The organism is Cellulomonas humilata (genome assembly GCF_013359775.1).
GTDB lineage: Bacteria > Actinomycetota > Actinomycetes > Actinomycetales > Cellulomonadaceae > Cellulomonas > Cellulomonas humilata.
Genome location: NZ_JABMCI010000054.1, coordinates 1 through 24251, shown reverse-complemented (window position 1 = coordinate 24251; position 24251 = coordinate 1). Strand labels below are relative to the sequence as shown.

Genomic DNA, 24251 nt, shown 5'->3' with positions numbered 1-24251 from the left:
CGTGGGTCTGCGGGTCTCGTCGCTGGGCTGGGGGGTTGCGGCCGTCGCAGCCCTCGGCCTCGTGCTGGGCAGACTCTTCGGGTGGCTGGAGCTCGCCGCGGTGGGGGCCGCGCTGGTCGCGGTCCTGCTCGTGTCGTTGGTGATGACCGCCGGCCGCGCCCGGTACGCCATGTCGCTCGACATGGCCGACCGGCGCGTGAAGGTGGGGGAGCGTGCCCTGGGGCGCGTCGAGGTGCGCAACGTCGCCCGTCGACCGTCGCTGCCCTCGCGCGTCGAGCTCCCCGTCGGCTCCGCGGTCGCCGAGTTCGCGGTGCCCGCGCTGGGTCCGGGCCACTCCCACGACGACCTGTTCGCCATCCCGACGGCCCGCCGGGCGGTCATCGTCGTCGGACCGGTGCGGTCGGTCCGCGGGGACCCGTTCGGGCTCGTGCGGCGCAGCGTGCGCTGGACGCGGCCGGTCGAGCTGTTCGTCCACCCGCTGCTCGTGTCGCTGGCGGGGGCGAGCTCCGGGCTGCTGCGCGACCTCGAGGGCCAGTCGACGCGGGACCTGTCCGACTCCGACCTGTCCTTCCACGCCCTGCGGGACTACGTGGCGGGCGACGACCGGCGCTACATCCACTGGCGGACCACGGCGCGCCGCGGCAGCCTCATGGTCAAGCAGTTCGAGGACACCCGGCGCACGACGACGGCGCTCGCGCTGGCCACGGACCCGCGGGACTACGCCGACGACGACGAGCTGGAGCTGGCCGTCTCCGTCCTGGCGTCGGTGGGGGTGCAGACGATCCGCGAGGAGCGCGACCTCGTGGTGCTCGCCGGGCCGGGCAGGCTGCGCGTCGAGACGCCCCCACTCCTGCTCGACGACTGCTCGGGGATCGTGCTGGCGAACGGTGGCGCGGGGGTGACCCTGCTGGGCCGCCGGGTGGTCCGGGAGGCTGCGGAGGCGTCCGTCGCGATGCTGGTCACCGGCTCGGTGCCCGCCGACGCCGACCTGCGGCTCGGTGCCCGGCACGTCCCTACCGGCACGCGGACGGTCGTCGTGCGCTGCGAGCGCGGCGCCGACCTGTCCGTGCGGACCCAGGGGTCCCTCAGCCTCGCGACGATCGGTCGTCTCGACGACCTGCCGCGCCTGCTCCGGCGGGTGACCGCGTGACCCCTCGCCCGGTCGGCCGCGCGATCGTCGACGTGCTGTGCCTCGTCGGCACCCTCGCCCTCGCCCTGGTCCCCCTGCTCGAGGTGTACGGCGGCCTCTCCGCCCTGCCCGCGCTCGTCGGCGGGCTCCTGCTGGGCACGGTCGTGGCGGCGCTGGGGGCAGCACGCGGGTGGTCCGCGATCACGGTGGTCGCCGTGCTCCTGGTCGTGTACGTGCTGGCCGGTGGCGCGCTCGCCGCTCCCGGCACGACGGTCGCCGGCGTGGTCCCCACCCCGCAGACGGCGGTGGACCTGGCGCGTGGCGCCGCGTCGACCTGGAAGCAGGTGCTGACGCTGCAGCCGCCGGTCGGGACCGACGGCACGCTGCTGGTCGCGATGTACGTCCTGGCCCTCGTGGGATCGGCGGTCGCGGTCTCCGTGGCGCTGCGGGCTCGCACCGCGGCTGTGGCGGCCTCCGCGGCTCTGGTGCCCGTGGTGGCGACGATCGCGGCGATCGTCCTCGGCACCCGCCGGCCGACCGTCGCACCGCTGGTCACGGGCCTCGTGCTGGTGCTCGTCCTGCTGCCGTGGGCGTCCTGGCGGGCCGGCCTCCTGCGGGCGCGGCGCGTGGTTGCCACCGGCGTGCTGACCGCCGTCGCCGTCGCAGCCGGGGTGCTCGGTGCTCCGCTGGTGGCCGGTGGGACCGAGCGGCTGGTCGTGCGCGACGAGCTGGTGCCGCCGTTCGACCCCCGGGACTACCCGAGCCCGCTGTCGGCGTTCCGCGAGTTCGTGAAGAAGGACGCCGACGCCGTCCTGTTCACCGTCACCGGACTGCCGGAGAACGCCCGCGTCCGGCTGGCCACGATGGACCGGTACGACGGCGTGGTGTGGAACGTGGCGGGAGACGGGTCCGCGCAGGCGTCGGGCGAGTTCCGACGGGTCGGCGCCGAGATCGAGACGAACGTGCGGGGCGACCGCGCCCACGTCGACATCGAGATCGGGGCGCTCGGGGGAGTCTGGCTCCCGACCGTCGGCCAGGCCACGTCGATCGACCTCGCCGACCCGGATGACGCGGGCGCGCTGCGGTACAACGACGCGACGGGCGCCGCGGTGCTCACCGGCGGGCTCCGCACGGGCCTCGAGTACGGCGTCGACGTGGTGGTGCCGCGCGAGCCCGACGACACCGAGGTCGGCAGCGCCCCTGAGTCCGACATCGCGCAGCCGGCGCTGGCCGGGGTGCCCGACATCGCCGGGGTGACCGCTGCGGACGTGGCGCGCGACGCCGGCAACCCGGTGCAGATCAGCTCGGCGCTGGCCACGTGGCTCTCGGAGCAGGGCTTCTTCAGCCACGGGATGGACGTGTCGGGAACGGAGTCGCTGTCCGGCCACGGCGCCGACCGCATCACCACGCTGCTCGGCGGCGACCTCATGGTGGGCGACGGCGAGCAGTACGCCGCAGCGATGGCTCTCATGGTGCGCGAGATGGGCCTGCCGGCGCGGGTGGTCATGGGGTTCATCCCCGAGGACGGTGCGTCCGACGGGCCCGTCGCGGTCACCGGCGACGACGTGCAGGCGTGGGTCGAGGTCGCGTTCCAGGGGTTCGGCTGGGTGGCGTTCGACCCGACGCCGCCCCCGGAGCAGACGCCCCAGGAAGAGGACCAGGAAAAGCCGTCGGAGCCGAACCCGCAGGTGGTGCAGCCGCCGCCACCGCCGCCGGCCGCCGTGACGCCGCCCGACGAGGACACGGAGCAGCCCCAGACGGACGACCCCGACGCCGAGGACGACGGCAACGCGCTGCTGTGGCGGATCGTGCGCGTGGCGGGCATCGCGGCGGTCCCGCTGCTGGTGCTGGCCACGCCGCTGCTGGTCGTCGTCGCGCTCAAGGCCCGGCGTCGGCGTCGGCGTCGACGCAGCGCGGACCCCGTGGTCCGCGTCGCGGGGGGCTGGGACGAGGTGCTGGACACGGCCCGCGACCTGCGGCGGCCGGCCGGCTCCCTGGCCACGCGCAACGAGTCGGCGCGGACCCTCGCGGCCTCGTTCGCGGACGCCCCCGGCGGTGCGCTGGTCGCCTCCCGCGTCGGGGCGCTCGCGCGGACGGCCGACCACGCCGTGTTCAGCCGCGATGATCCGAGCGGCGCGCACGCGACCGCATACTGGGCCGACGTCCGCGAGACCGTCGACGCGATGACCCACAGCGTGGGATGGCGTCGGCGCATGCGGGCGCGTGTGTCGACCGCCTCCCTGAGAAACAGCCGGAGCCGACGCCCGAAGGGCACGTCATGAGAGAGCAGGTTGCCCTGGTGCACGCCCCGTACCCCGTGGTGGACGAGCTGCCGCCCGCCACCCTCGCCCGCCGCTTCACCGCGGGCGTTCTCGACCTCGGACTGCTGCTCGTGCTGGGCGGGTGGCTGATCCCGGCGGCGCGCGTCCGGGACACCGCGTGGCTCGCGCTGCTCGGCGCGTCCCTGGTGCTTGGCGTCACGGTAGTCCAGTGGGTGCTGCACGGACGGACAGGCGCGACGCTCGGACGGTTCGCCACCGGCATCCGGACGCTCGACGTCGAGACGCGCCGACCGATCGGCCTGCTCCGCGTCCTGGTGCGCGGTGCGGTCGTCGCGGTCGGGCTGCTCGCGTTCGCCGTCGGTGCGCTGGTCGTGCTGGCGTCGCCGTCGTTCGACCGGACGGGCCGCCGCCGCGGCTGGCACGACCTGGCTGCGCGGGACGAGGTGCTCGACGTCAGGTCGGCGCCGGTCACGCGGGACGCACCCCGCGCGGTGCACCGTGCCGAGCCGGCGGCCCCGGTGCGGCCCGAGCGCCGACCGGTGAGCGTGCCGGGCTGGGCCGTCGCCGAGCCCTCGCCGGACGGCCGCGGCACCGACCTCCTGGACGTCCTGCTCGACGAGGGCCGACCCGCGGCGCTCGTCCTCGCGCCCATCTCCCCGCAGCGCAGCGGCCCCGACCTGGACACGCGGGCCACCCCCGTCGTCCGTCAGGTCGGGCTCAGCTACGGCCTCGCACCGGAGCTCGAGATGACCCGGCCCGCCGGTCCGCGCGACGACCTCGTCGCGCAGCCGACCGACTCCGCCTCCGTGGACCGGACCGTGGCGGAGGTCGAGCTCGGGGATGGTCGCCGCATCACGATCGGGCGGACGGCTCTGGTCGGCCGCAACCCCGCCTCCGATGCGGACGTCCAGCTGGTGCGCGTGGTGGACCCGGCGCGCTCGGTCTCCAAGACGCACCTCCAGATTGGTGTCGAGCCGGGCGGCGTCTGGGTGGCGGACCGGGGGTCGACCAACGGCACGGTCGTGACGCTGCCCGACGGCGCGCAGGTGGTGTGCCGGGTGGACCAGCAGGTCCGCCTCCGGGTGGGGTCGACCGTCTCGTTCGGCGACTGCTCCCTGCGTCTCGTCCGGGCCCCGGGATCCGACCCGGTGTCCTAGAGTCGGGGCATGGCGGACCGGCGCCCTGCTGCACGGATGCAGCTCGTCGAGGTCGAGGACGCCCCGACCCCGACGAGTCCGTCGCGCGCTGCCGACAACGAGATGCACCCGGTCCAGGCCGCGGAGACCTCGCGGCCTCCCGCGGGGGTGCTGCGCCACTGGTGGCCCGTCGCGGTGCTCGTCGTTCTCGCGATCGTGGTGTCCAGCCTGGTCGCGTCCGCCCGGGACCGGGCGTTCGTCGCGCGCATGGCTGCGGTCCCCGGCATGGTGCGTCCCCTCGACTCGGCGCCTGTCCCGCTGTGGGAGACGCTGGCCTCACCCCTGCCCGGCACCCTCCTCGCGGCCGACGGCGCGCTGGTGGTGCTCGGCGCGGACGACGAGGGGTGGACGGTGACGGCGCACGACCCGACCACGGGCGCCGAGCGCTGGTCGACCGTGGTGGCGCAGGCGTCACGAGCCGGCTTCGAGTCGACGGCCGCCGTCTGTCCCGCCCTGCGCGAGGACGTCGGGTCTCTCGTCGTGTGCCTCGTCCAGCTGCCCCGCGTCCTGTACTCCGACGACTCCTCGATCCAGGAGCCGCCACGCGTCGCCGTGGTGCCGCTGTCCGCCGAGGACGGTTCCCGCCTCGGCGGGTGGGAGGTCCGCGGCGTGATCGTGGGGTTCGACCGGGTGGAGGACGACCTGGTGGTCGGCACCCTGGACTCCGAGGGGCGCCTGACGGTGCAGCGGCGCGACGGGCGGTCGGGCGACGTGGTGTGGTCGATGGTCACGCCGGTGGTGATGGAGTCCGCGGCCACCGTCACCGCGGCGGCGATGCGAGTGCTGCCTCCGGTCGTCGTGCTGGAGGGCGGTGCCACGATCGTCCTGGACGTCGACGACGGCAGCACGATCATGACCGCCGCGCGGTTCAGCGGCCTGCAGGTCGCGCCGCTGGGGGAGCGGTTCGCCACCTGGGCCCCGGTGGGTGGCGGGCACGTCCACGGCGTCGGCGGCACTGCCCTGTACGCCGTGTCGGGACTGCCCGCGGAGCTGTCGGCGGACGACGGGTCGCTGGCCGGCAGCCTGCTCGTCGACGAGGGCCCCGAGGTGGCCGCGCTGGACCTGGCCACGGGCGCGGAACGGTGGCGCGTCCGGTCGATGCTCGACCCGCGGGTGCTCGTCTCGCACCACCTGGTGGTCTCCGGCGGGAGCACGTACGGAGTCCTCGACGCCACCGACGGCTCGATGCTCTGGGAGGTCGACACCAGCGCCGTCCTGCCGTGGAGCCCTTTGTCCGACGGTTCGCTCGTCCTCGGACCGGGCACCTCCGCCGACGGTGGGCCCGAGCTGTGGGGTCGGGGGCTCGACGACGGTGCCCGGTACTGGTCGGTCCCGCTGCCCGAGGGCGTCCGATGGGTCGACTCCGTCGGCGGTCACCTGGTCGTCCGCACCGAGAACACCCTCACCGTCTACGGCTGAGCGCCATGGTCACGGGCGGCCTGCGGCCTCCGATGCAGCGCGTGGGTCTGGATGACGACGACGCGCAGGACAGCGAGCGCGTCCCGTCGGGCCCGCAGCGGCTGCGCGCCGCCTGGGCACGGCTGGCCGCGTGGGCCTCGGCGCGACCCGTCCTTGCCCCGGTCGTCGCGGTCGTCGTGACCGCCGTCCTGGTGACGGTCGTCGTCGGCACGCCGCGCTGGGTCAACGAGCGCGAGCGTGCCGGGGTGCTGGGACCGGCGCCGTTCGCCGAAGCGGTGCGCGTGCTCGACGCGGCGCCGCAGGTGCGCTGGTCCGCCGCCGTGGACGGGTCGGTCGCGCCCGTCCTGGCCGGGGACGTCGTCGTCGCGGTCGCCGGCACCGGGGCGGCCGGCCGCGGGCTGGTCGGTCTCGACGTGGTGTCCGGCGCGCAACGGTGGTCGGTGCCGCTCGACGACCGGCCCGCCCCGGAGCGGGTGCTCTGCCGGGAGCTGGACGCGCGGCTCGCCTGCGTGGTGGGCCCGGTGCCGCCCTCGGACCGCGGCCCCGACCCGCAGGACGAGACGTCCACGCTGCTCCTCGTCGACCCCGTGTCGGGCGCGGTGCTGGCGCGCAGCGAGATCCCCGGCTGGGCCGTGGCGACCGCGCAGGCCGGGTCGGACCTCGTCGTCGCGACGTACGCGCGGGGCATGCTCACGGTGCGCCGGGTCGACCCGTCCACCGGCGCTGCCCGCTGGGAGACGCAGCGGTGGTCCACGTTCCAGTCCGCGGGCAACGGGCGCATCGCGCTGGTCGCCGCCGGAGAGCTGGTGATGGCGGCCGGCAACGACGTGACCCTGCTGCTCGACACCGCGACGGGGGAGCGGCTGCCCCGGCCCGCGCGCGGCGAGGAGGTGCGGCTGCTCGAGGACGGCACGCTCGTGCGCACCCGGTACCGGCTGCCGAACGCCGGCGTCGACGCCGTCTCCGAGCTCTCGACCGGGCGGGGCGAGCCGTGGCAGACGGTCCGCGGCGTGCTCGTCGAACCGGGCGTGAGCGACGGCAGCTCCGGCCTCGTCTTCGCGGCGAGCGGGCTGTCCGGGGGGCCTCTCGGCGGTCGCGTGCGGGCCTACCGGCCGGGGAGCACGGAGGCCGTCTGGCGTGCCCTGATGCCGGCGCCGGTGGTGGCCGTCGACGTGGCCGGCCGCGTGGTGCTGCGCGGGGCAGGGGTCCTGGTGGGACTGGAGGCGGAGACCGGCGACCAGGTGTGGCGCCGGGACTTCGGTACCTCGCTCGGGCGCACGTTCACGGACGGCAGGCACGTCGTGGTGGAGCACGACGTGGTCGCCGAGGCCCCGGGGCTGACCGCGATCTCGCTCGACGACGGGGAGACCGCGTGGCGCGCACCGCTGCCGGGCGGCACGTCGCGGGTGCTGCGGATCGGCGTGCACCTGTACGCGCTCGGCGACGAGGTCCTGGTGGCGCTGCGGTGAGCCGCTGCGGTGAGACGGCGACGGTCGGAGTTGCGGAACGTCCGGCCCGGGGGGGTACGGTGAGTTCGTGCTCGCAGTCACCCTCCTTCTTCGCTGCCGCGACGAGGCCCTCTAGGCCGCATCCTCGTCGCGGTGTCGTGTGTGCCGGCTGACTCCCCGCCGAACCGCCCGAAGGACGAGAAGACCATGACCTATCTGGAGACGAGCGCACAGCAGCCGTCGTCGATGCCGGTGCACAAGTACCGCCCGTTCCACGAGCAGATCCGCGTGGACCTGCCGGACCGCCGCTGGCCGGACAACCGCGTGACCACGGCGCCCCGCTGGTGCGCGGTCGACCTGCGGGACGGCAACCAGGCGCTGATCGAACCGATGAACCCCGCCCGCAAGCTCGAGATGTTCGAGCTGCTGGTGCAGATGGGCTTCAAGGAGATCGAGGTGGGCTTCCCGTCCGCCTCGCAGACCGACTTCGACTTCGTGCGGATGCTCATCGAGGAGAACCGCATCCCGGACGACGTCGTCATCCAGGTGCTGACGCAGGCGCGCGAGCACCTGATCGAGCGGACGTACGAGGCGATCTCCGGGGCCAAGCAGGCGATCGTGCACCTGTACAACTCGACCTCCACGCTCCAGCGCGAGGTGGTGTTCCGCACCGACGAGGACGGCATCGTCGACATCGCCGTGTCGGGCGCCCGGTTCTGCCGGAAGTACGAGGAGCTGGTCCCCGACACCGACGTCTACTACGAGTACTCCCCGGAGTCGTACACCGGGACGGAGCTCGAGTTCGCGCTGCGGGTGTGCAACGCGGTGCTGGAGGTCCTGGAGCCGACGCCGGACCGCAAGGTGATCATCAACCTGCCGGCCACCGTCGAGATGGCGACCCCGAACGTCTACGCCGACTCGATCGAGTGGATGAGCCGCAACCTGCGCTACCGGGAGAGCGTCGTCCTGTCGCTGCACCCGCACAACGACCGCGGCACGGCCGTGGCGGCCGCGGAGCTGGGCTACCTGGCCGGTGCGGACCGCATCGAGGGCTGCCTGTTCGGCAACGGCGAGCGCACCGGCAACGTCTGCCTGGTCACCCTCGGCATGAACCTGTTCAGCCAGGGCGTGGACCCGCAGCTGGACTTCTCCGACATCGACCACATCCGCCGCACCGTCGAGCGCTGCAACCAGCTGCCGGTCAACGAGCGGCACCCGTACGGCGGGGACCTGGTGTTCACCGCGTTCTCCGGCTCGCACCAGGACGCGATCAAGAAGGGCCTGGGCGCGCTGGAGATCTCCGCGGAGCGTCAGGGCAAGACCATCGACGACGTGGTCTGGGCCGTCCCGTACCTGCCGATCGACCCGAAGGACGTGGGCCGGTCGTACGAGGCGATCATCCGCGTGAACTCCCAGTCCGGGAAGGGCGGCATCAGCTACCTGATGAAGTCCGAGAAGGACCTGGACCTGCCCCGCAGGCTCCAGATCGAGTTCTCGCAGGTGGTGCAGCGGCACACCGACCAGCACGGCACCGAGGTCACGGCCGACGAGCTGTGGCACATCTTCAACGACGAGTACCTGCCGGTGGAGCCGGGCAGCCCGTTCGCGCCGTGGGGCAGGTTCTCGCTGCGCGGCACGCGGGGGACCAGCGTCGAGGACGGGCCGGACACCCTCGAGGTCGACCTCGTCGACCGTGGGGTGCCCCGCACCCTGCAGGGCTCCGGCAACGGCCCGGTCGCGGCGTTCGTGGCGGCGGTGAAGACCCTCGGGGTCGACGTCGCGGTCCTCGACTACGCCGAGCACGCCCTCTCGTCCGGCGGCGACGCCACCGCGGCGGCCTACGTCGAGTGCGCGATCGGCGACGAGATCCTGTGGGGCGTCGGCATCGACCCGTCGATCACCACCGCTTCGCTGAAGGCGATCATCTCGGCCGTCAACCGGCACGAGCGCTGAGCGCACCACCCAGAGCCACCGTCCGCGCGGTCGATCCCGCTGGACGGTGTGCCCGGGGAGGGGCGCGTTCGGCAACCCCGACCAGCGCCCCTCCCCGGGTCAGCAGTGTTCGCGTACGTGCTCCGGTGACCCCGGTGCCGTCAGCTCCCGGTCACGCAGGACCGTCATGACCAGCCGGTCCGGGTCGGCGCAGATGTCCGCGAGCGTGCCCGTGTACTCGACGTCGAGCACCTGGTCGCCGTACAGCGCGGTGTAGGCGGCGCACTCGTCGAACTCGTGGCACTCCTCGGCCACCGCGAAGTCGAACCCGATCGCGGCGACCTCGTCGGCCGTGAGCTCCGGGGTGTTCTTCTGGCCGACCGCGAGGCCGAGCCCGTGCGCCGCGTCGGTGACCTCCGCGGCGATCGCCAGGGTGTCGGCCCGGTCGAGCCGCCCGTCCGAGCGGGTCCACGAGTCGAGGTTGTCCAGCTCCACGGCGTCGAAGCCGGCCTCGTCGCACCGTCCCAGCACCGCCGCGACCCGCCCGGTGAGCGCGTCCCGCTGGGCGGTGTCGAGCAGGAACTCGTCGGGCCAGGCGGGGTCAGGCTCCAGCAGGAGGTCGGGGTCGACGGCCTCGTCCGGCTGGGTCTGGAACGCGTTGACGTAGCAGACCGAGTACACGCCCGGCGCCGGGGTCGCCGTCGAGTCACGCACGACGACGGTGACGTCCTGCGCCGGTGGGTACGCCTGTCCGAGCTGGTAGTCGGCGACACCGACCGGCAGCGGCGCGACGGAGGCGGGCGAGCACGCGGCCAGAGCGAGGGCGGTCATCACCAGGGCCGTCGGTCGCAGTCGCACGCCCGATGGTCGCACCCGCGGCGCGTGTCCCGGGCCCCGGTGTGGGCGGCCCGGGAGACAATGACGCGGTGAGCCTCTACCGCGACGAGGCGATCGTCCTGCGCACCCACAAGCTGGGGGAGGCCGACCGCATCGTCACCCTCCTGACCCGGTCGCACGGGAAGGTCCGTGCGGTCGGCAAGGGCGTGCGCCGCACGTCGTCGCGGTTCGGCTCCCGCCTCGAGCCGTTCATGTACGTCGACCTCCAGCTGAGCACGGGTCGCAACCTCGACATCGTCACGCAGGCCGAGACGCTCGGGGCGTTCGGGCGCCGGATCTGCGAGGACTACACGCTCTACACCGCCGGCACCGTGATGCTCGAGACCGCGGACAAGCTGGTGGAGGCGGAGCGAGAGCCGTCCCTCCAGCAGTACTGGCTGCTGGTCGGTGCCGTGAAGGCGCTGGCAGCCCGGGACCACGCACCCGGTCTGGTGCTCGACTCCTACCTGCTGCGGGCGCTCGCGGTGGCCGGCTGGGCGCCCAGCTTCACCGACTGCGCCCGCTGCGGGGAGCCGGGTCCGCACTCGGCGTTCGCGGTGGCGTCCGGCGGCGCCGTCTGCCGGGCGTGCCGGCCACCCGGTGCGGCCGCGCCGGCGCCCGAGACGTTCGAGCTCCTGGCGTCGCTGCTCGCGGGAGACTGGGGCGTCGCCGACGCGAGCGCCGAGCGGCACCGTGGCGAGGGCAACGGCCTGGTCGCCGCGTTCTGCCAGTTCCACCTCGAGCGCCAGCTGCGCTCGCTGCCGATGGTCGAGAGGGTCTGAATGCCGGTCCCACCCCCGCCGCACCCCAGCGGCGAACGCGCTCCCGCGATCCCGAAGGAGTTCGTCCCCCGGCACGTCGCGGTCGTCATGGACGGCAACGGCCGGTGGGCCAACGCGCGCGGGCTGCCGCGCACGGCCGGTCACGCCGCGGGGGAGGCGTCGCTGCTCGACGTCGTCGCCGGGGCCATCGAGGTGGGCGTCGAGTACGTGTCCGCGTACGCGTTCTCCACCGAGAACTGGTCGCGGTCGCCCGACGAGGTGCGCTTCCTCATGGGCTTCAACCGGGACGTGCTCCGGCGCCGGCGGGACCTGATGAACTCGTGGGGAGTGCGCGTCCGCTGGGCCGGCCGCCGCCCCAAGCTGTGGCGGTCGGTGATCAACGAGCTGGAGACGGCCGAGGAGCTCACCAAGGGCAACTCCACGGTGACGCTGACCATGTGCGTGAACTACGGCGGGCGCGCGGAGATCGCCGACGCCGCGCAGGCGATCGCCCGGGAGGTCGCCGCCGGTCGCGTGAAGCCGGACAAGGTGAACGAGAAGCTGTTCGCGCGGTACCTGGACGAGCCCGACCTGCCGGACGTCGACCTGTTCCTGCGGTCCTCGGGCGAGCAGCGGACGTCGAACTTCATGATCTGGCAGGCGGCGTACGCCGAGCTGGTGTTCCTCGACGAGCCGTGGCCCGACGTGGACCGGCGACACCTGTGGCGCGCCGTCGAGACGTACGCGCGGCGGGACCGGCGGTACGGCGGGGCGGTGGACCGGCCGGGTCAGACCTCGGCCTGAACGCGCACGCGCGCGCGGCGACGGACCGACCAGCCGACGGCCAGGACCACCAGCACGACGGCCGCGGCGAGTGCCCACGGCGACCGGGCGAACAGGGCGAGCGCGGCCCACAGCGCGCCGAAGCCGATGGTCGCCCAGATCACCGCCCACGCGATCGCCCCGGGGACCGACGCGATCGCGAACCGCAGGTACGGCATCTTGACCAGGCCGGCGGACGCGATCACCGCGGTCTGGAGCCCGACCGTCAGGTACGCCAGCGTGACCGCGACGGGGCCCCAGCGCCGCACCAGGTCGAGCCCGCGCTGTGCGCTCGGGGTGCCGGACCACGACTCCAGGCGCCGGACGGAGGAGTGCCACCAGCTGGGCGCCCCCTCGTGCTCGTCGACCGCCTGCGCTCCGCGCACGACCCCGCGCCCGGCCCAGTAGGTCGCGTGCGACCGGGCCATCACGATGACGAACAGTCCGGCGACGGCGACCCCGAGCGGCACACTGCCGAGGTGGTAGGCGTCGCGGGGATCCACGCCTCGATCCTAGGCGGTCGGCGCTGGGCGGCTGAGCGGGCCGTCGTCGGTCACGTCGTCCACCAGCAGGACGTCGTCGACCATGTCCGGGTGGGGGTCGCGCGGCGGCGCAGGCCGGCGCAGGAGCGGCTGCAGTGTTGCCGTGACGGCGTAGACCAGGATCGCGAGCACGACGATCGTGGCGCCCGGCGGGATGTCCTGCCAGTAGGTGAGCACCAGGCCCGCGATGCTGACCACGACGCCGACCACGCTGGCCAGCATCATCGTGCGGCCGAACGACCGCGCGAACAGCTGGGCGATGGCCACCGGCACGATCATCAGTGCGCTCACCAGCAGGAGGCCCACCACGCGCATGGCGATGGTCACGGTGAGGGCGGCGATGGTGGCGACGAGCATCGAGAGCAGCCGCACGGGCAGGCCGCTGGCCCGGGCGAACTCCTCGTCGTGGCTCACCGCGAACAGCGCGGTGCGCAGGCCCACGCCGAGGGTGAGCACGAGCACCGCCAGGCCGACCGTCCACCACAGGTCGGCCGAGGACACGGTCGAGATGGAGCCGAACAGGTAGCTGATGAGGTTCGCGTTGGTGCCGCCGGCCAGCTTGATGAGCAGGACGCCGCCGGCGATGCCGCCGTAGAACATGAGCGCGAGGGCCAGGTCCCCGCTGGTCCGACCGCGCTCGCGCACCAGCTCGATGACGATCGAGCCGACGACGGCGGCGACGACCGCGCCGGGCAGGGCGAGCGTGTCCTGCGGCACCAGGCCGGCCCAGCTGCCGACGAGCCAGCCGAGCGCGACACCGGTGAGCGCGACGTGCCCGATGCCGTCGCCCATGAGGGCCATCCGGCGCTGCACGAGGAAGGTGCCGACCACGGGCGCGGCCGCGCCGACGAGGATCGCCGCGAGGAGCGCCCGCTGCATGAGGGGCGAGCTGAGCAGCTCGACCACCTGGTCCCACGCGGTCACGGGTTCACCTCGACGGACAGGGAGGGGCCGGTGCGCGGCGGCTCGGGATCGGGGTGCGCGTGCGTGTGGTCGTGCCACTCGCCGGCGTGCTCGTCGCGGGCGCGCGGCGGGGCACCGTCGTGCGCGACGCGCCCGTGCCGCAGCACGACCGCGCGGTCGATCAGGGGGGCGAACGGGCCGAGCTCGTGCAGGATCACCACCACGGTGGTGCCGGCGTCGTGCAGGCGGCTCACGGTGTCCACGAACGTCGCCTGGGTGGGGATGTCGATGCCCGACGTGGGCTCGTCGAGGACGAGCAGGTCGGGGTCCCGGACGAGCGCGCGGGCGATCAGGACGCGCTGCTGCTGCCCGCCGGACATCTCCTGCACGCGCTGGAACGCCCGGTCGCCCAGGCCGACGTCGTCCAGCGCGGCGAGCGCGCGACGCCTGTGCCCGCGCGGTGGTCGCAGCGTGCGACCGTGCAGCAGGCCGGAGGACACCACCTCGTAGGCGGTCGCCGGGACACCCGCGGCGGCGGGCAGGCGCTGCGGCACGTACCCGATGCGGTGCCACGGCGCCGACGGACCCAGGGGTGCGCCGAACAGCCGGACCTCCCCGGAGGTGCGGGGGACCACCCCGAGCAGGGTGCGCACGAGGGTGGACTTGCCGGAGCCGTTGGCGCCGAGCAGCGCGAGGACCTCGCCCGCCGGGACGGACAGGTCGATGCCGTCGAGGATCGGCTGGCCACCGAGCGTCACGCCGAGGCCGGTCGCCTCGATCACGGGTGTGCTCACGAGCAGGACAATGCCATGCGCAGGGCGGCGAGGTTCGCCGTGGCGACCGAGAAGTAGTCGGCGTCGGGGTCCGTCAGACCCTCGATGGGGTCGAGCACCGCGCTCGCGATGCCGAGGTCGTCGGCGAGCGTCTCGGCCACCTTGGGGCTGACCAGGCTCTCGAAGAAGATCGTGCTCACGTCCTGCTCGCGCACGATCTCCTCGACCGCGGCCAGCCGGGCGGGGGACGGCTCGGCCTCCGGGTCGATGCCCGAGATCCCCACCTGCCGCAGGTCGTACCGGTCGGCGAGGTAGCCGAACGCCTCGTGCGAGGTGACGAAGGTCCGCACGTCGCACTGCTGGAGCCCGGCGGCGTAGGCGGCGTCGAGGTCCTCGAACCGCTGGGTGAGCGCGGCCGCGTTGGCTGCGTACAGGTCCGCGCCCTCGGGGTCGATCTCGGTGAGGGTGGCCGCGACGTCGTCGACCACCGACGGCATCCGACTCGGGTCGAGCCAGAAGTGCGGGTCGAGCGCACCGTGCTCGTGGTCCTCGTGCTCGTCCTCCGACTCTCCCTCGTGCTCCGCGGGCACCAGCGTGGTGTCGGAGGCCGCGTCCACCACGTGGGCGGGGGAGGTCTGGGCGAGCGCGTCGTCGACGGCGGCCTGGAATCCCGACAGGACGACCACGAGGTCGGCGCCGCCGATCCGCGACACCTGCGCGGGGGAGAGCTCGACGTCGTGCGGCTCGGCACCCGGTGGCGTCAGCGACCTGACGGTCACCCGGTCGCCGCCCACCTGCTCGGCGACGAGCTGGAGCGGGTAGAACGACGCCATCACATCGACGGTGCCCTCGGCGACCGCCGGCTGGCTCGCGCACCCGGCCAGCAGGACCGGCAGGACGGCGAGCAGGGCGCGAGGACGGCGTGCACTGGACATGACGATCATTCTCAGTTAGGCGAGAACCGTTGTCAAAACGGGGTCCGCCGCCGACGGGTAGCCTGGGCTGCTCGTGCTCACACCGCGGCCCTCACGGTCGCGGTCCACCCGCCCGCGACACCCAGCCGCGGGCGCCACCACCCTGGAGTGATCGATCGTGGCTGCACCCTCTCGCCTGGACTCCGTCGTCTCCCTCGCCAAGCGGCGCGGGTTCGTCTTCCCGAGCGGCGAGATCTACGGCGGTACCCGGTCGGCGTGGGACTACGGACCGCTCGGGGTGGAGCTCAAGGAGAACATCAAGCGCCAGTGGTGGCGCACGATGGTGACCAGCCGCGACGACATCGTCGGCCTCGACTCCTCGGTCATCCTGCCGCGGCAGGTCTGGGTCGCCTCCGGCCACGTCGGCGTCTTCACCGACCCGCTCACCGAGTGCCTCAGCTGCCACAAGCGGTTCCGCGAGGACCACATGCTCGAGGAGTTCGAGGAGAAGAAGGGCCGCGTCCCCGAGCACGGCCTCGCGGACATCGCGTGCCCGAACTGCGGTACCCGCGGGCAGTGGACCGAGCCCCGCGACTTCAACATGATGCTCAAGACCTACCTCGGCCCCGTCGAGGACGAGTCCGGCCTGCACTACCTGCGGCCCGAGACCGCGCAGGGCATCTTCGTGAACTTCGCCAACGTGTCGACGACGAGCCGCAAGAAGCCGCCGTTCGGCATCGGCCAGATCGGCAAGTCGTTCCGCAACGAGATCACGCCCGGCAACTTCATCTTCCGCACGCGCGAGTTCGAGCAGATGGAGATGGAGTTCTTCGTCGAGCCCGGCACCGACGAGACGTGGCACCAGTACTGGATCGACCAGCGCACCGACTGGTACACCGACCTGGGCATCGCGCGGGAGAACCTGCGGCACTACGAGCACCCGGCCGAGAAGCTGTCGCACTACTCGAAGCGCACCGTCGACATCGAGTACCGCTTCGGGTTCCAGGGCAGCGAGTGGGGCGAGCTCGAGGGCATCGCCAACCGCACCGACTTCGACCTGAAGACGCACACCGAGCACTCCGGCCAGGACCTGTCGTACTTCGACCAGGCGAAGAACGAGCGCTACGTGCCGTACGTCATCGAGCCGGCCGCCGGCCTGACGCGGTCGCTCATGGCGTTCCTCGTCGAGTCGTACACCGAGGACGAGGCGCCCAACACGAAGGGCGGCGTCGACACCCGCGTCGTGCTCAAGCTCGACCCGCGCCTGGCGCCGGTCAAGGCCGCGGTCCTGCCGCTGTCCCGCAACGAGTCGCTCTCCCCGAAGGCCCGCGACCTGTCCGCCGAGCTCCGCAAGAACTGGAACGTCGACTTCGACGACGCCGGCGCCATCGGCCGCCGCTACCGCCGCCAGGACGAGATCGGCACGCCGTTCTGCATCACGGTGGACTTCGACACGCTCGACGACCAGGCCGTCACCATCCGGCACCGCGACGACATGACTCAGGAGCGGGTCGCCCTGGACAAGGTCACCGGGTACCTGGCGCAGCACCTCGTCGGCGCCTGACGCCGCAGGTCATCGCAGGCCCGGAGCGCGTGCTCCGGGCCTGCGGTGCGTCTAGTCACCGTTGCGGACGCGCTCGAGCACCTGGTCGGCCGTGAACGCACAGGCACCGAGCCTGCCGCAGCCTTCGCCGGCGACGGTGGTGCCGTCCGCGCCGACGAACATCGCGAACGGGGCAGGGTCGCCGTCGAGCACGATGCCGTTGGTGACGTTGACGGTCTCTCGGACCGCGTAGAGAAGCCGCCCTTCCTTGCCGGGAGCGCGGAAGGTGGGGACCTCAAAGGTGTCGGCTGAGGTGTCGACGACGTCGTCGACGACCTCGCCGACACCTCTCGGGTACGTCACGAAGACGCGCGGGTTCTCGAGACCGGGCGGTACGTCTCCCACGAGGACCGCGACGAGGCTCCGCCAGTCGCTGCTCGCGGGCTCGGGCAGCACGAAGGCGGCCCGCTGCGCCGCCGGGTACAGCGCCTTGCCGTCGTCGGCCCCGTCGGTGCTCCACGTCAACGTGGCGGCGGTGCCGAGTGACGAACCGTCCCCGCCGTCGTAGCTCTCCCGAGCGGCGACGGTGACGCCGGCGCGGCCGTCGGGGAGGCCGTCGAGGGCCTGCACGCCGACCGGGTAGATCCGCCCGCCCGTGGGACTGAGGGTGTCGAGCCTGACGGACAGGTTCAGGTCGAGCCAGTCGCCGTCGGGTGCGGTCCGCGTGATCGGCGCGTTGGTGGCCCAGATGTTCTGGGCGACCTCGACGGAGGCATCGGATCCGAGCGTCCGTGGGGCTTGCGTGGCGACCGGCGTGCGGTGCGAGAGCGGGATGGCGCCGACCGCGACGCCGGCCACGAGGGCGAGAGCCGCAGCGGCGGACACCGAGCCCGCGACTGCGCGGCGGCGGCGACGGCGGCGGCCCGCGAGGACGGTCGCGTCGGGGTCGAGCGACATGGTCGGCAGCGCCAGATCGGCGCGAGCGCGCAGGGAGCGGACGAGGTCCTCGTCGGACAGGGTGGCGCTCATCGGGCGCTCCTCTCGGTGGTCAGCGCGGTGCGCAGGGTGGCGAGCCCGCGGGACGCGGTCGACTTCACGGTGCCGACGCTGACGCCCAGCTCGGCGGCGACCTCGGCCTCGGGCAGCCCGACGAAGTGCCGCAGGACGACGATCCGGCGCTGGCGGGGTGACAGGAGGGCGAGCGCGCGAACCAGCTGGTCCCGGTCGTCGGAGGGGCCGAGGGTGCCGCCGGTCGCGTTCTCGGGCAGGTGCTCGGGTGCGGACAGCACCTCGCGGCGGCGTCGGCGCCAGGTGTCGATCCGCAGGTTCACCAGCGTCCGGCGGGCGTAGGCCAGCGGGTCGTCCCGGCGGGCGCGGGACCAGGCGGCGTAGGTGCGGACCAGCGCGTGCTGGACCAGCTCCTCGGCGCGGTGCGCGTCGCCGACCAGCAGCCACGCGGTGCGCAGCAGGTCGGCCGAGTGCTCCTGCATGAACGCGGTGAACTCGGCGTCGGTGTCCTCGGCCGGCCGGGTCCGTCCGGTGAGAACACGCGTCGACTCCTCGCCGACGGCGTCGTCGGGCGGTGCGGGACGCAGCGGCGCGGGCGGCATGGGGCTCACACCGTAGAAGACGCAGCAGGCCCGTGGAAGGTTGAGTGCGCGGCTGGGTGACAATGGAGGCATGACCCTGACGACTCCTGCGGTTCCGGCGCGCCCCGGCGCCGTGCTGCCGCCGTTGCGCATTGGGCCCCTGACCATCGACACGCCCGTCGTGCTGGCGCCCATGGCGGGCGTCACCAACGCCGCCTTCCGCCGCTTGTGCCGCGAGTCCGGTGCCGGCCTGTACGTCGCCGAGATGGTGACGTCCCGCGCCCTGGTGGAGCGTGGCGAGGAGTCGATGCGGATCATCTCCCACGAGCCCGACGAGCGGCCGCGCTCCGTGCAGGTGTACGGGGTCGACCCCGCCACGGTCGGCGCCGCGGTCCGGCTCATCGCGAGCGAGGACCGCGCAGACCACGTCGACCTCAACTTCGGCTGCCCGGTGCCCAAGGTGACGCGTCGCGGCGGGGGAGCGGTGCTGCCGTGGAAGCGGGACCTGTTCCGCGCGATCATCACGGCCGCGGTCGATGCCGCGAAGCCCTACGGCGTGCCGGTCACCGTCAAGATGCGCAAGGGCATCGACGACGACCACCTGACCTACCTCGAGGCCGGGCTCGTCGCGCAGGAGGTCGGCGTCGCCGCGGTCGCGCTGCACGCCCGCACCGCCGCCGACTACTACTCCGGCACCGCCGACTGGGAGGCGATCGCCCTGCTCAAGCAGACGGTCACCGACATCCCCGTGCTGGGCAACGGGGACATCTGGTCGGCCGAGGACGCCCTCGAGATGGTCGCGCAGACCGGCTGCGACGGCGTCGTCGTCGGGCGCGGCTGCCAGGGCCGACCGTGGCTGTTCGCCGATCTCGCGGCCGCGTTCGCGGGTTCCGACGAGCGCATCCGGCCGGGGCTCGGCTACGTCGCGACGATCGTCCGGCGGCACGCGGAGCTGATGGTCGAGCACTTCGGCGACGAGGGCAAGGCGCTGCGCGAGATGCGCAAGCACATGGCCTGGTACTTCAAGGGGTACATCGTCGGTGGGGAGACCCGGGCCGCGCTCGGCCTGGTGTCGACCATGGCCGAGCTCGACGAGCGGCTCGCGCGGCTCGACCTCGACCAGGGCTACCCGGGAGCGGGCGCCGAGGGGCAGCGCGGCCGGGCCGGGTCGCCCAAGCGCCCGCTGCTGCCGTACGGCTGGCTCGACTCGCGCGAGCTGTCCGAGGAGTTCGCCAAAGCCCTGCACGAGGCCGAGCTGAGCGTCTCCGGCGGCTGACGGTCGTCAGACCCGCCGCACGGCCACCGCACCCGCGAGGCGGTCGACGGTCGGGATCGTGGCGTCCGGGGCGCCCAGCGCGCGCGTGCTCACGGCGAGCGCACCGGTCGCCGACGCGCGAGCGAGTGCGTCCTCGACCCGCAGGCCGTCGAGCACGCCACTGAGCAGGCCCGCGAAGAACGCGTCACCGGCGCCGTTGGTGTCGACGACGTCGGCCACGGGGGCGGGCGGCACCTCGATCCACCCGTCGGCATCGAGCGCGAGCGCCCCCGCAGCACCGTCGGTGCACACGGCCAGCCGGCACCCGCGAGAGACTGCGTCGGACAGGTACGCACGCACGTCGGCCAGCCGGGCAGCGCTCACGAGAAGCACGTCGGCGGCCGCGACGAAGTCCCGCGGGTAGTCGCCGACCCCGTCGTCGTCGTGCACGTCGCACCAGACCGGCACCCCGGCGGCGCGGGCGGCGACCAGCAGCGGGCGGCTGTGGTCGGCGAGGTCGAGGACGGCAACGTCGACCCCGTCGAAGGTGGCGAGGGGAGCGGCGCCCGGGTCGGGCAGCTCGAGGTAGATCGAGACGCGCGAGCCGTCGTCGGCCATGAGGTTGACGTGCCGCTCGGTGCGGTCGACCGGCAGGACCTGGAGCGTGATCCTCGGGCGATCGAGGGCGGACCGCACCAGCGTGCCCTCGCGGTCGTTCCCGAGTGCCGTCCGCAGTGTCACGTCGATCCCGAGCGCCGCGAGGGTCAGCGCCTTGCCGGCGGACGTGCCGCCGAGCCCGTCGTGGTGGCCGCCCGCGAACAGCGTCTGCGTCCGCGGTTCCGGGAGGGTCGGGAGCCGGATCAGGGTGTTCCAGGACGCGGGGCCGTTGACCAGGACGCGAGGCACGTCGCCCACCCTAGGGCGTTAGGGTGAGCCGACCCTGCAAGTTGCTGCAACGAGTTGCGGCCCGCACCCGGTGGTGACGATGACGCACCTGCCCGCCCGCGCGACCGCCCTGCTCGGCGCCCTCCTGCTGCTGGCTGGGTGCAGCGCGCCACCGGAGCCCGCAGCGACGCGCACACGCGACGTCGGCGTCCAGATGTTCCAGTGGACCTGGGACGCCATCGCGACGGAGTGCACCGACAGCCTCGGCCCGGCCGGCTACGGCTGGGTGCTCACCAGCCCGCCGCAGGAGCACATCGTCGGTGAGCCGTGGTGGACCGCCTACCAGCCGGTGAGCTACCGGGTGGAGTCGCGGCTCGGCACCCGCGACGAGTACGCCGCCATGGTGGAGACCTGCCACGACGCCGGTGTGGACGTGTGGGCCGACGCCGTGATCAACCACATGACCGGGCAGGACGCCCCCGGCACCGGCTGGGCGGGATCGTCGTACTCGCACTACGAGTACCCCGGCCTCTACACCGACGCCGACTTCCACCACTGCGGGCTGACCCCGGACGACGACATCGCCGTCTACCAGGACGCCGCCCAGGTGCAGATGTGCGAGCTGGTCAACCTGGCCGACCTCGCCACCGAGACCGACCACGTGCGCGACACGACCACCGCCTACCTGGAGGACCTCCTCTCCCTCGGCGTCGACGGCTTCCGCATCGACGCCGCCAAGCACATGCCGCCGGAGGACATCGCCGCGATCGTCGCCGGGCTGCCCGAGGGGGCGGGCATCGCGCAGGAGGTCATCCGCGGCAGCGGCGAGCCGATCACGCCGGAGCAGTACCTGGCCAACGGCCGGGTCTACGAGTTCGCGTGGGGCAAGGACGTGCAGGGCGTGCTGGCGAGCTCGCCCGAGCGGGTCCTCGACCTGGGCACCACGTCGGGGTACGTGCCGTCCGACGACGCCGTGATCTTCGTCGACAACCACGACACCGAGCGCAACGGCTCGACGCTCAGCTACTCCGACGCCGGGGACTACGCACTGGCCACCGTGCTCATGCTCGCCGGCACGTACGGGACACCCGCGGTCTACACCGGGTACGCGTTCTCGGACCGCGACGCAGGTCCTCCGCAGGACGCCGAGGGAGCGGTGCTCGACGCGTCCTGCGGCGCTGCTCCCGGCCCGGGCGCGGACCTCGCGGACGGCGACTGGGTCTGCCAGCACCGGTGGCCCGCGATCGCCGGCATGGTCGGCTGGCGCTCCATCGTGGGAGACGCGCCCGTCGTCGACGACTGGTCCGAGGGCAGCGCGGTGGCGTTCGGCCGCGGCGAGCGCGGGTTCGTCGTCGTCAACTCCGGGGACGACGAGCTGCACGCCGAGCTGCCGACGAGTCTGCCGGACGGCGACTACTGCGACGTCCTGGCCACCGGGGACTGCGCCTCGTCGACGGTGCGGGACGGCGTCCTCACGGTGACCGTCCCGCCCCAGACCGCGCAGGCCTGGGACGTGACCGCTCGCCCCTGAATGCCGGAACGGCCCCGCCGCAGCGGGGCCGTTCCGGGGTCCGATCAGACCGTGAAGCGTGCCCAGACGGTCGCGTCCGAGGGGACGAGCACGGCGCCGTCCGCGTCCACCGCGTGGTCGACCGACGCCAGCAGCACGTCGGCGCCCGAGGGCAGGACGACGGGCTCGGTCCCGAGGTTGGCGACGACCAGCACGTCCCGGTTGACGAACGCGATCACGTCGTCGCCGAGGCCGTGCAGCCACTCCATGCCGCCGGAGCCGAGGCCCGACTCCCGGCGCAGCTGGAGCGCCGAGCGGTAGGTCTCGTACGTCGACCCGGCGACGCCGCGCTGGGCGTCGAGTGCGTACGACGCCCACTCCGCGGGCTGCGGGAGCCAGGTCACGCCGGTCGGCGAGAACCCGAAGCCGTCCGCGTCCGACGCCCACGGCAGCGGCACCCGGCAGCCGTCGCGGCCGCGCTCGGCGCCACCGGTCCGGAAGAACGCCGGGTCCTGGCGCAGGTCGTCGTCGAGCGAGGTGTGGTCGGGCAGGCCGAGCTCCTCGCCCTGGTACAGGTACGCCGAACCGGGCAGGCCGAGCATCAGCAGGGACGCGCACCGCGCGCGACGCAGGCCCAGGACCTCGTCCGGCTGCTCGTCGCCGTGCCCGATGCCGTTGGGACGCGATCCCGGCTCCGCCAGGCCGAGCCGCGACGCGTGCCGGACGACGTCGTGGTTGGACAGCACCCACGTCGTCGGTGCGCCGACGGCGTCGGACGCGCGGTAGGAGGCCTCGACGACGGTGCGCAGCGCCGGGGCGTCCCAGTGCGTGGCCAGGAACGCGAAGTTGAAGGCCTGCTGCATCTCGTCGGGGCGCACGTACCGGGTCAGCCGCGACAACGGCTCCACCCAGGCCTCGGCGACGAGCGCTCGGTCGCCCGGGTACTCGGCGAGCACCTTGTTCCACGCGCGGTAGATGTCGTGCACGCCGTCCTGGTCGAACATCGGGCCCTGGTTGCCGGAGCCCGACACCGCCTCCGTGTCGTCAGACCCTTCGATCATGGACACGTGCCCGTCCCAGTCGGGCAGCCCGGGCGCCTTGACCATGCCGTGCGCGACGTCGATGCGGAAGCCGTCCACCCCGCGGTCGAGCCAGAACCGCAGGACGTCCTCGAACTCGGAGCGGACCTCGGGGTGCTCCCAGTCGAGGTCCGGCTGCCGCGAGTCGAACAGGTGCAGGTACCACTCGCCGGGGGTGCCGTCGGGGTCGGTGGTCCGGGTCCAGGCCGGTCCGCCGAAGATCGACTGCCAGTTGTTGGGCGGCTCGGACCCGTCGACACCCCGTCCGTCGCGGAACAGGTACCGGGCGCGCTCCGGGGAGCCCGGTCTGGCGGCGAGCGCGGCCTGGAACCAGACGTGCTCGTCGGAGGTGTGGTTGGGCACCAGGTCGACGATCACGCGCAGCCCGAGCCGGTGGGCGCGCTCGAGCATGGCGTCGAAGTCGGCGAGCGTGCCGAACAGCGGGTCCACGTCGCGGTAGTCGGCGACGTCGTAGCCGGCGTCGGCCTGCGGGGAGCGGTAGAACGGCGACAGCCAGACGGCGTCGACGCCGAGCTCGGCGAGGTGGTCCAGGCGCGAGGTGATGCCGGGCAGGTCGCCGATGCCGTCGCCGGACGCGTCCGCGAACGAGCGCGGGTAGACCTGGTAGATCACGGCATCCCGCCACCACTCGCCGTCGGGGGATCCGGCGGCGTGCACCAGGGTGCGCAGGGGTCGGGTGTCGATCGTCGTCATGCGGGCATGCCTCACTTCGGGGTGTTCACAGGGGGAGGCGCCGTTGCCGATCAGGGGATCTGATCAGACTACGGCGGGAGCCTCAGCGGTCACAGCGACCGAGGTCAGGGTGGTGGAGCGGGCCGTGGGTGCGGCTCCGGTGGAGCCGCGGACGATGAGGTCGGGGTGGAACTTGAGCTCGGTGCGGGAGGCGGGAGTGCCGGTGATCTCGGCGACGAGGGCGGCGACGGCGGCGTGGCCCATGGCCAGCACGGGTTGGCGCACGGTGGTCAGGGGTGGGTCGGTGAACGCGATGAGCGGGGAGTCGTCGAAGCCGACGACCGAGAGGTCGGCGGGGACGCTCAGGCCGCGGGAGCGTGCTCCGCGGATGGCGCCCAGGGCCATGAGGTCGGAGCCGCAGATGATGGCGGTGTGTCCGGAGTCGATGAGCTCCAGGGCGGCGGCTTGGCCGCCTTCGACGGTGAACAGTGTCGTGACGACGTGCCCGTCAGGGTCGGTGATGCCCAGGTGCCGCTCGAGGTTGGTGGCGAACTCCACGCGCTTGCGGGCGGCGGGCACGAAGCGTTCGGGTCCGATGGCCAGGCCGATGTTCCGGTGCCCGAGGGAGATCAGGTGGCGGAAGGCGAGGTCGAGGGCGGCGGAGTCGTCGGTGGACACCGAGGGGGCGTCGACGCCGTCG

At 73.5% G+C, this 24251-nt stretch carries 21 protein-coding genes; 11 read left to right on the top strand and 10 right to left on the bottom strand.

What is annotated here, in order from left to right; all coding sequences use genetic code 11:
* Position 1: 1 nt before the first annotated feature.
* The 6 genes from HP550_RS05480 (at position 2) to leuA (ending at position 9427) form a co-directional block, all read left to right on the top strand.
* Positions 2–1150 carry a DUF58 domain-containing protein gene (locus HP550_RS05480; RefSeq protein WP_343047997.1) on the top strand — a complete coding sequence of 383 codons (1149 nt, stop codon included), beginning with the start codon at positions 2–4 and terminating at the stop codon, positions 1148–1150.
* A complete protein-coding gene (locus tag HP550_RS05475; protein WP_175346581.1) occupies positions 1147–3411 on the top strand; it encodes a transglutaminaseTgpA domain-containing protein in 2265 nt (754 codons plus the stop codon). The genes HP550_RS05480 and HP550_RS05475 overlap by 4 nt, the downstream gene beginning before the upstream one ends.
* On the top strand, positions 3408–4568 hold the full coding sequence (locus HP550_RS05470) for an RDD family protein (RefSeq protein WP_175346580.1): 1161 nt from the start codon (positions 3408–3410) through the stop codon (positions 4566–4568). The genes HP550_RS05475 and HP550_RS05470 overlap by 4 nt, the downstream gene beginning before the upstream one ends.
* A gap of 9 nt (positions 4569–4577) precedes the next feature.
* Positions 4578–6026 carry an outer membrane protein assembly factor BamB family protein gene (locus tag HP550_RS05465; RefSeq protein WP_175346579.1) on the top strand — a complete coding sequence of 483 codons (1449 nt, stop codon included), beginning with the start codon at positions 4578–4580 and terminating at the stop codon, positions 6024–6026.
* A 41-nt stretch (positions 6027–6067) separates the two neighbouring features.
* Positions 6068–7495 (top strand): outer membrane protein assembly factor BamB family protein, encoded by a 1428-nt coding sequence (locus HP550_RS05460; protein ID WP_175346578.1) that lies wholly within the window; start codon positions 6068–6070, stop codon positions 7493–7495.
* A 186-nt stretch (positions 7496–7681) separates the two neighbouring features.
* The gene (gene leuA, locus HP550_RS05455) at positions 7682–9427 is read left to right on the top strand and encodes a 2-isopropylmalate synthase (protein ID WP_175346577.1); all 1746 of its coding nucleotides are present in this window, start codon (positions 7682–7684) and stop codon (positions 9425–9427) included.
* A 99-nt stretch (positions 9428–9526) separates the two neighbouring features.
* Here leuA and HP550_RS05450 read toward each other — a convergent pair whose 3' ends face one another.
* Positions 9527–10264 carry an endo alpha-1,4 polygalactosaminidase gene (locus HP550_RS05450; RefSeq protein WP_343047996.1) on the bottom strand — a complete coding sequence of 246 codons (738 nt, stop codon included), beginning with the start codon at positions 10262–10264 and terminating at the stop codon, positions 9527–9529.
* 68 nt (positions 10265–10332) lie between these two features.
* Here HP550_RS05450 and recO point away from each other — a divergent pair, with 68 nt between their 5' ends.
* Positions 10333–11064, top strand: coding sequence for a DNA repair protein RecO (recO, locus tag HP550_RS05445; protein ID WP_175346576.1), 732 nt, complete (start codon positions 10333–10335; stop codon positions 11062–11064).
* Positions 11065–11847: an isoprenyl transferase gene (locus HP550_RS05440; RefSeq protein ID WP_175346575.1), complete on the top strand. Its 783-nt coding sequence runs from the start codon at positions 11065–11067 to the stop codon at positions 11845–11847.
* Here the strand turns inward: HP550_RS05440 and HP550_RS05435 are convergent.
* The 4 genes from HP550_RS05435 to HP550_RS05420 are packed head-to-tail and all read right to left on the bottom strand — an operon-like array spanning position 11832 to position 15018.
* Positions 11832–12368 (bottom strand): DedA family protein, encoded by a 537-nt coding sequence (locus tag HP550_RS05435; protein ID WP_343047995.1) that lies wholly within the window; start codon positions 12366–12368, stop codon positions 11832–11834. The two genes, HP550_RS05440 and HP550_RS05435, sit on opposite strands and share 16 nt — an antisense overlap.
* A 9-nt stretch (positions 12369–12377) precedes the next feature.
* Positions 12378–13331 carry a metal ABC transporter permease gene (locus HP550_RS05430; RefSeq protein WP_343047994.1) on the bottom strand — a complete coding sequence of 318 codons (954 nt, stop codon included), beginning with the start codon at positions 13329–13331 and terminating at the stop codon, positions 12378–12380.
* Positions 13328–14104, bottom strand: a complete 777-nt coding sequence (locus HP550_RS05425) for a metal ABC transporter ATP-binding protein (protein ID WP_343047993.1) — start codon at positions 14102–14104, stop codon at positions 13328–13330. The genes HP550_RS05430 and HP550_RS05425 overlap by 4 nt, the downstream gene beginning before the upstream one ends.
* On the bottom strand, positions 14101–15018 hold the full coding sequence (locus tag HP550_RS05420; protein ID WP_175346574.1) for a metal ABC transporter substrate-binding protein: 918 nt from the start codon (positions 15016–15018) through the stop codon (positions 14101–14103). Before HP550_RS05420 ends, HP550_RS05425 begins: the two co-directional genes overlap by 4 nt.
* 157 nt (positions 15019–15175) lie before the next feature.
* On the opposite strand from HP550_RS05420, the gene HP550_RS05415 reads away from it, so the two are divergent.
* Positions 15176–16561, top strand: a complete 1386-nt coding sequence (locus HP550_RS05415; RefSeq protein ID WP_175346573.1) for a glycine--tRNA ligase — start codon at positions 15176–15178, stop codon at positions 16559–16561.
* A gap of 51 nt (positions 16562–16612) precedes the next feature.
* On the opposite strand, the gene HP550_RS05410 is transcribed toward HP550_RS05415, so the two are convergent.
* Positions 16613–17569, bottom strand: a complete 957-nt coding sequence (locus HP550_RS05410) for a hypothetical protein (RefSeq protein WP_175346572.1) — start codon at positions 17567–17569, stop codon at positions 16613–16615.
* The gene (locus tag HP550_RS05405; protein ID WP_175346571.1) at positions 17566–18150 is read right to left on the bottom strand and encodes a SigE family RNA polymerase sigma factor; all 585 of its coding nucleotides are present in this window, start codon (positions 18148–18150) and stop codon (positions 17566–17568) included. The genes HP550_RS05410 and HP550_RS05405 overlap by 4 nt, the downstream gene beginning before the upstream one ends.
* A 70-nt stretch (positions 18151–18220) precedes the next feature.
* Between HP550_RS05405 and dusB the strand changes: the two genes are divergently transcribed.
* Positions 18221–19405 (top strand): tRNA dihydrouridine synthase DusB, encoded by a 1185-nt coding sequence (gene dusB, locus HP550_RS05400; RefSeq protein WP_175346570.1) that lies wholly within the window; start codon positions 18221–18223, stop codon positions 19403–19405.
* A gap of 6 nt (positions 19406–19411) precedes the next feature.
* Here dusB and HP550_RS05395 read toward each other — a convergent pair whose 3' ends face one another.
* Positions 19412–20290: a PfkB family carbohydrate kinase gene (locus HP550_RS05395; RefSeq protein WP_175346569.1), complete on the bottom strand. Its 879-nt coding sequence runs from the start codon at positions 20288–20290 to the stop codon at positions 19412–19414.
* Between the two features lie 79 nt (positions 20291–20369).
* On the opposite strand from HP550_RS05395, the gene HP550_RS05390 reads away from it, so the two are divergent.
* Complete coding sequence (locus HP550_RS05390; protein WP_175346568.1) at positions 20370–21800, top strand: alpha-amylase; 1431 nt, start codon at positions 20370–20372, stop codon at positions 21798–21800.
* 44 nt (positions 21801–21844) lie between these two features.
* Here the strand turns inward: HP550_RS05390 and HP550_RS05385 are convergent, their stop codons facing one another.
* Positions 21845–23572: a glycoside hydrolase family 13 protein gene (locus tag HP550_RS05385; protein WP_175346567.1), complete on the bottom strand. Its 1728-nt coding sequence runs from the start codon at positions 23570–23572 to the stop codon at positions 21845–21847.
* Between the two features lie 63 nt (positions 23573–23635).
* Positions 23636–24251 (bottom strand): substrate-binding domain-containing protein (locus HP550_RS05380; RefSeq protein ID WP_175346566.1); only part of this gene is annotated, 616 nt, incomplete at its 5' end.

Excerpts from the sequence above, each read along its gene's own strand:
- HP550_RS05470 (WP_175346580.1), top strand. The coding sequence starts at position 3,408 with ATGAGAGAGCAGGTTGCCCTGGTGCACGCCCCGTACCCCGTGGTGGAC.
- HP550_RS05465 (WP_175346579.1), top strand. The coding sequence starts at position 4,578 with ATGGCGGACCGGCGCCCTGCTGCACGGATGCAGCTCGTCGAGGTCGAG.
- leuA (WP_175346577.1), top strand. The coding sequence starts at position 7,682 with ATGACCTATCTGGAGACGAGCGCACAGCAGCCGTCGTCGATGCCGGTG.
- HP550_RS05440 (WP_175346575.1), top strand. The coding sequence starts at position 11,065 with ATGCCGGTCCCACCCCCGCCGCACCCCAGCGGCGAACGCGCTCCCGCG.
- HP550_RS05420 (WP_175346574.1), bottom strand. The coding sequence starts at position 15,018 with ATGTCCAGTGCACGCCGTCCTCGCGCCCTGCTCGCCGTCCTGCCGGTC.
- HP550_RS05410 (WP_175346572.1), bottom strand. The coding sequence starts at position 17,569 with ATGAGCGCCACCCTGTCCGACGAGGACCTCGTCCGCTCCCTGCGCGCT.
- HP550_RS05405 (WP_175346571.1), bottom strand. The coding sequence starts at position 18,150 with ATGCCGCCCGCGCCGCTGCGTCCCGCACCGCCCGACGACGCCGTCGGC.
- dusB (WP_175346570.1), top strand. The coding sequence starts at position 18,221 with ATGACCCTGACGACTCCTGCGGTTCCGGCGCGCCCCGGCGCCGTGCTG.
- HP550_RS05390 (WP_175346568.1), top strand. The coding sequence starts at position 20,370 with ATGACGCACCTGCCCGCCCGCGCGACCGCCCTGCTCGGCGCCCTCCTG.
- HP550_RS05385 (WP_175346567.1), bottom strand. The coding sequence starts at position 23,572 with ATGACGACGATCGACACCCGACCCCTGCGCACCCTGGTGCACGCCGCC.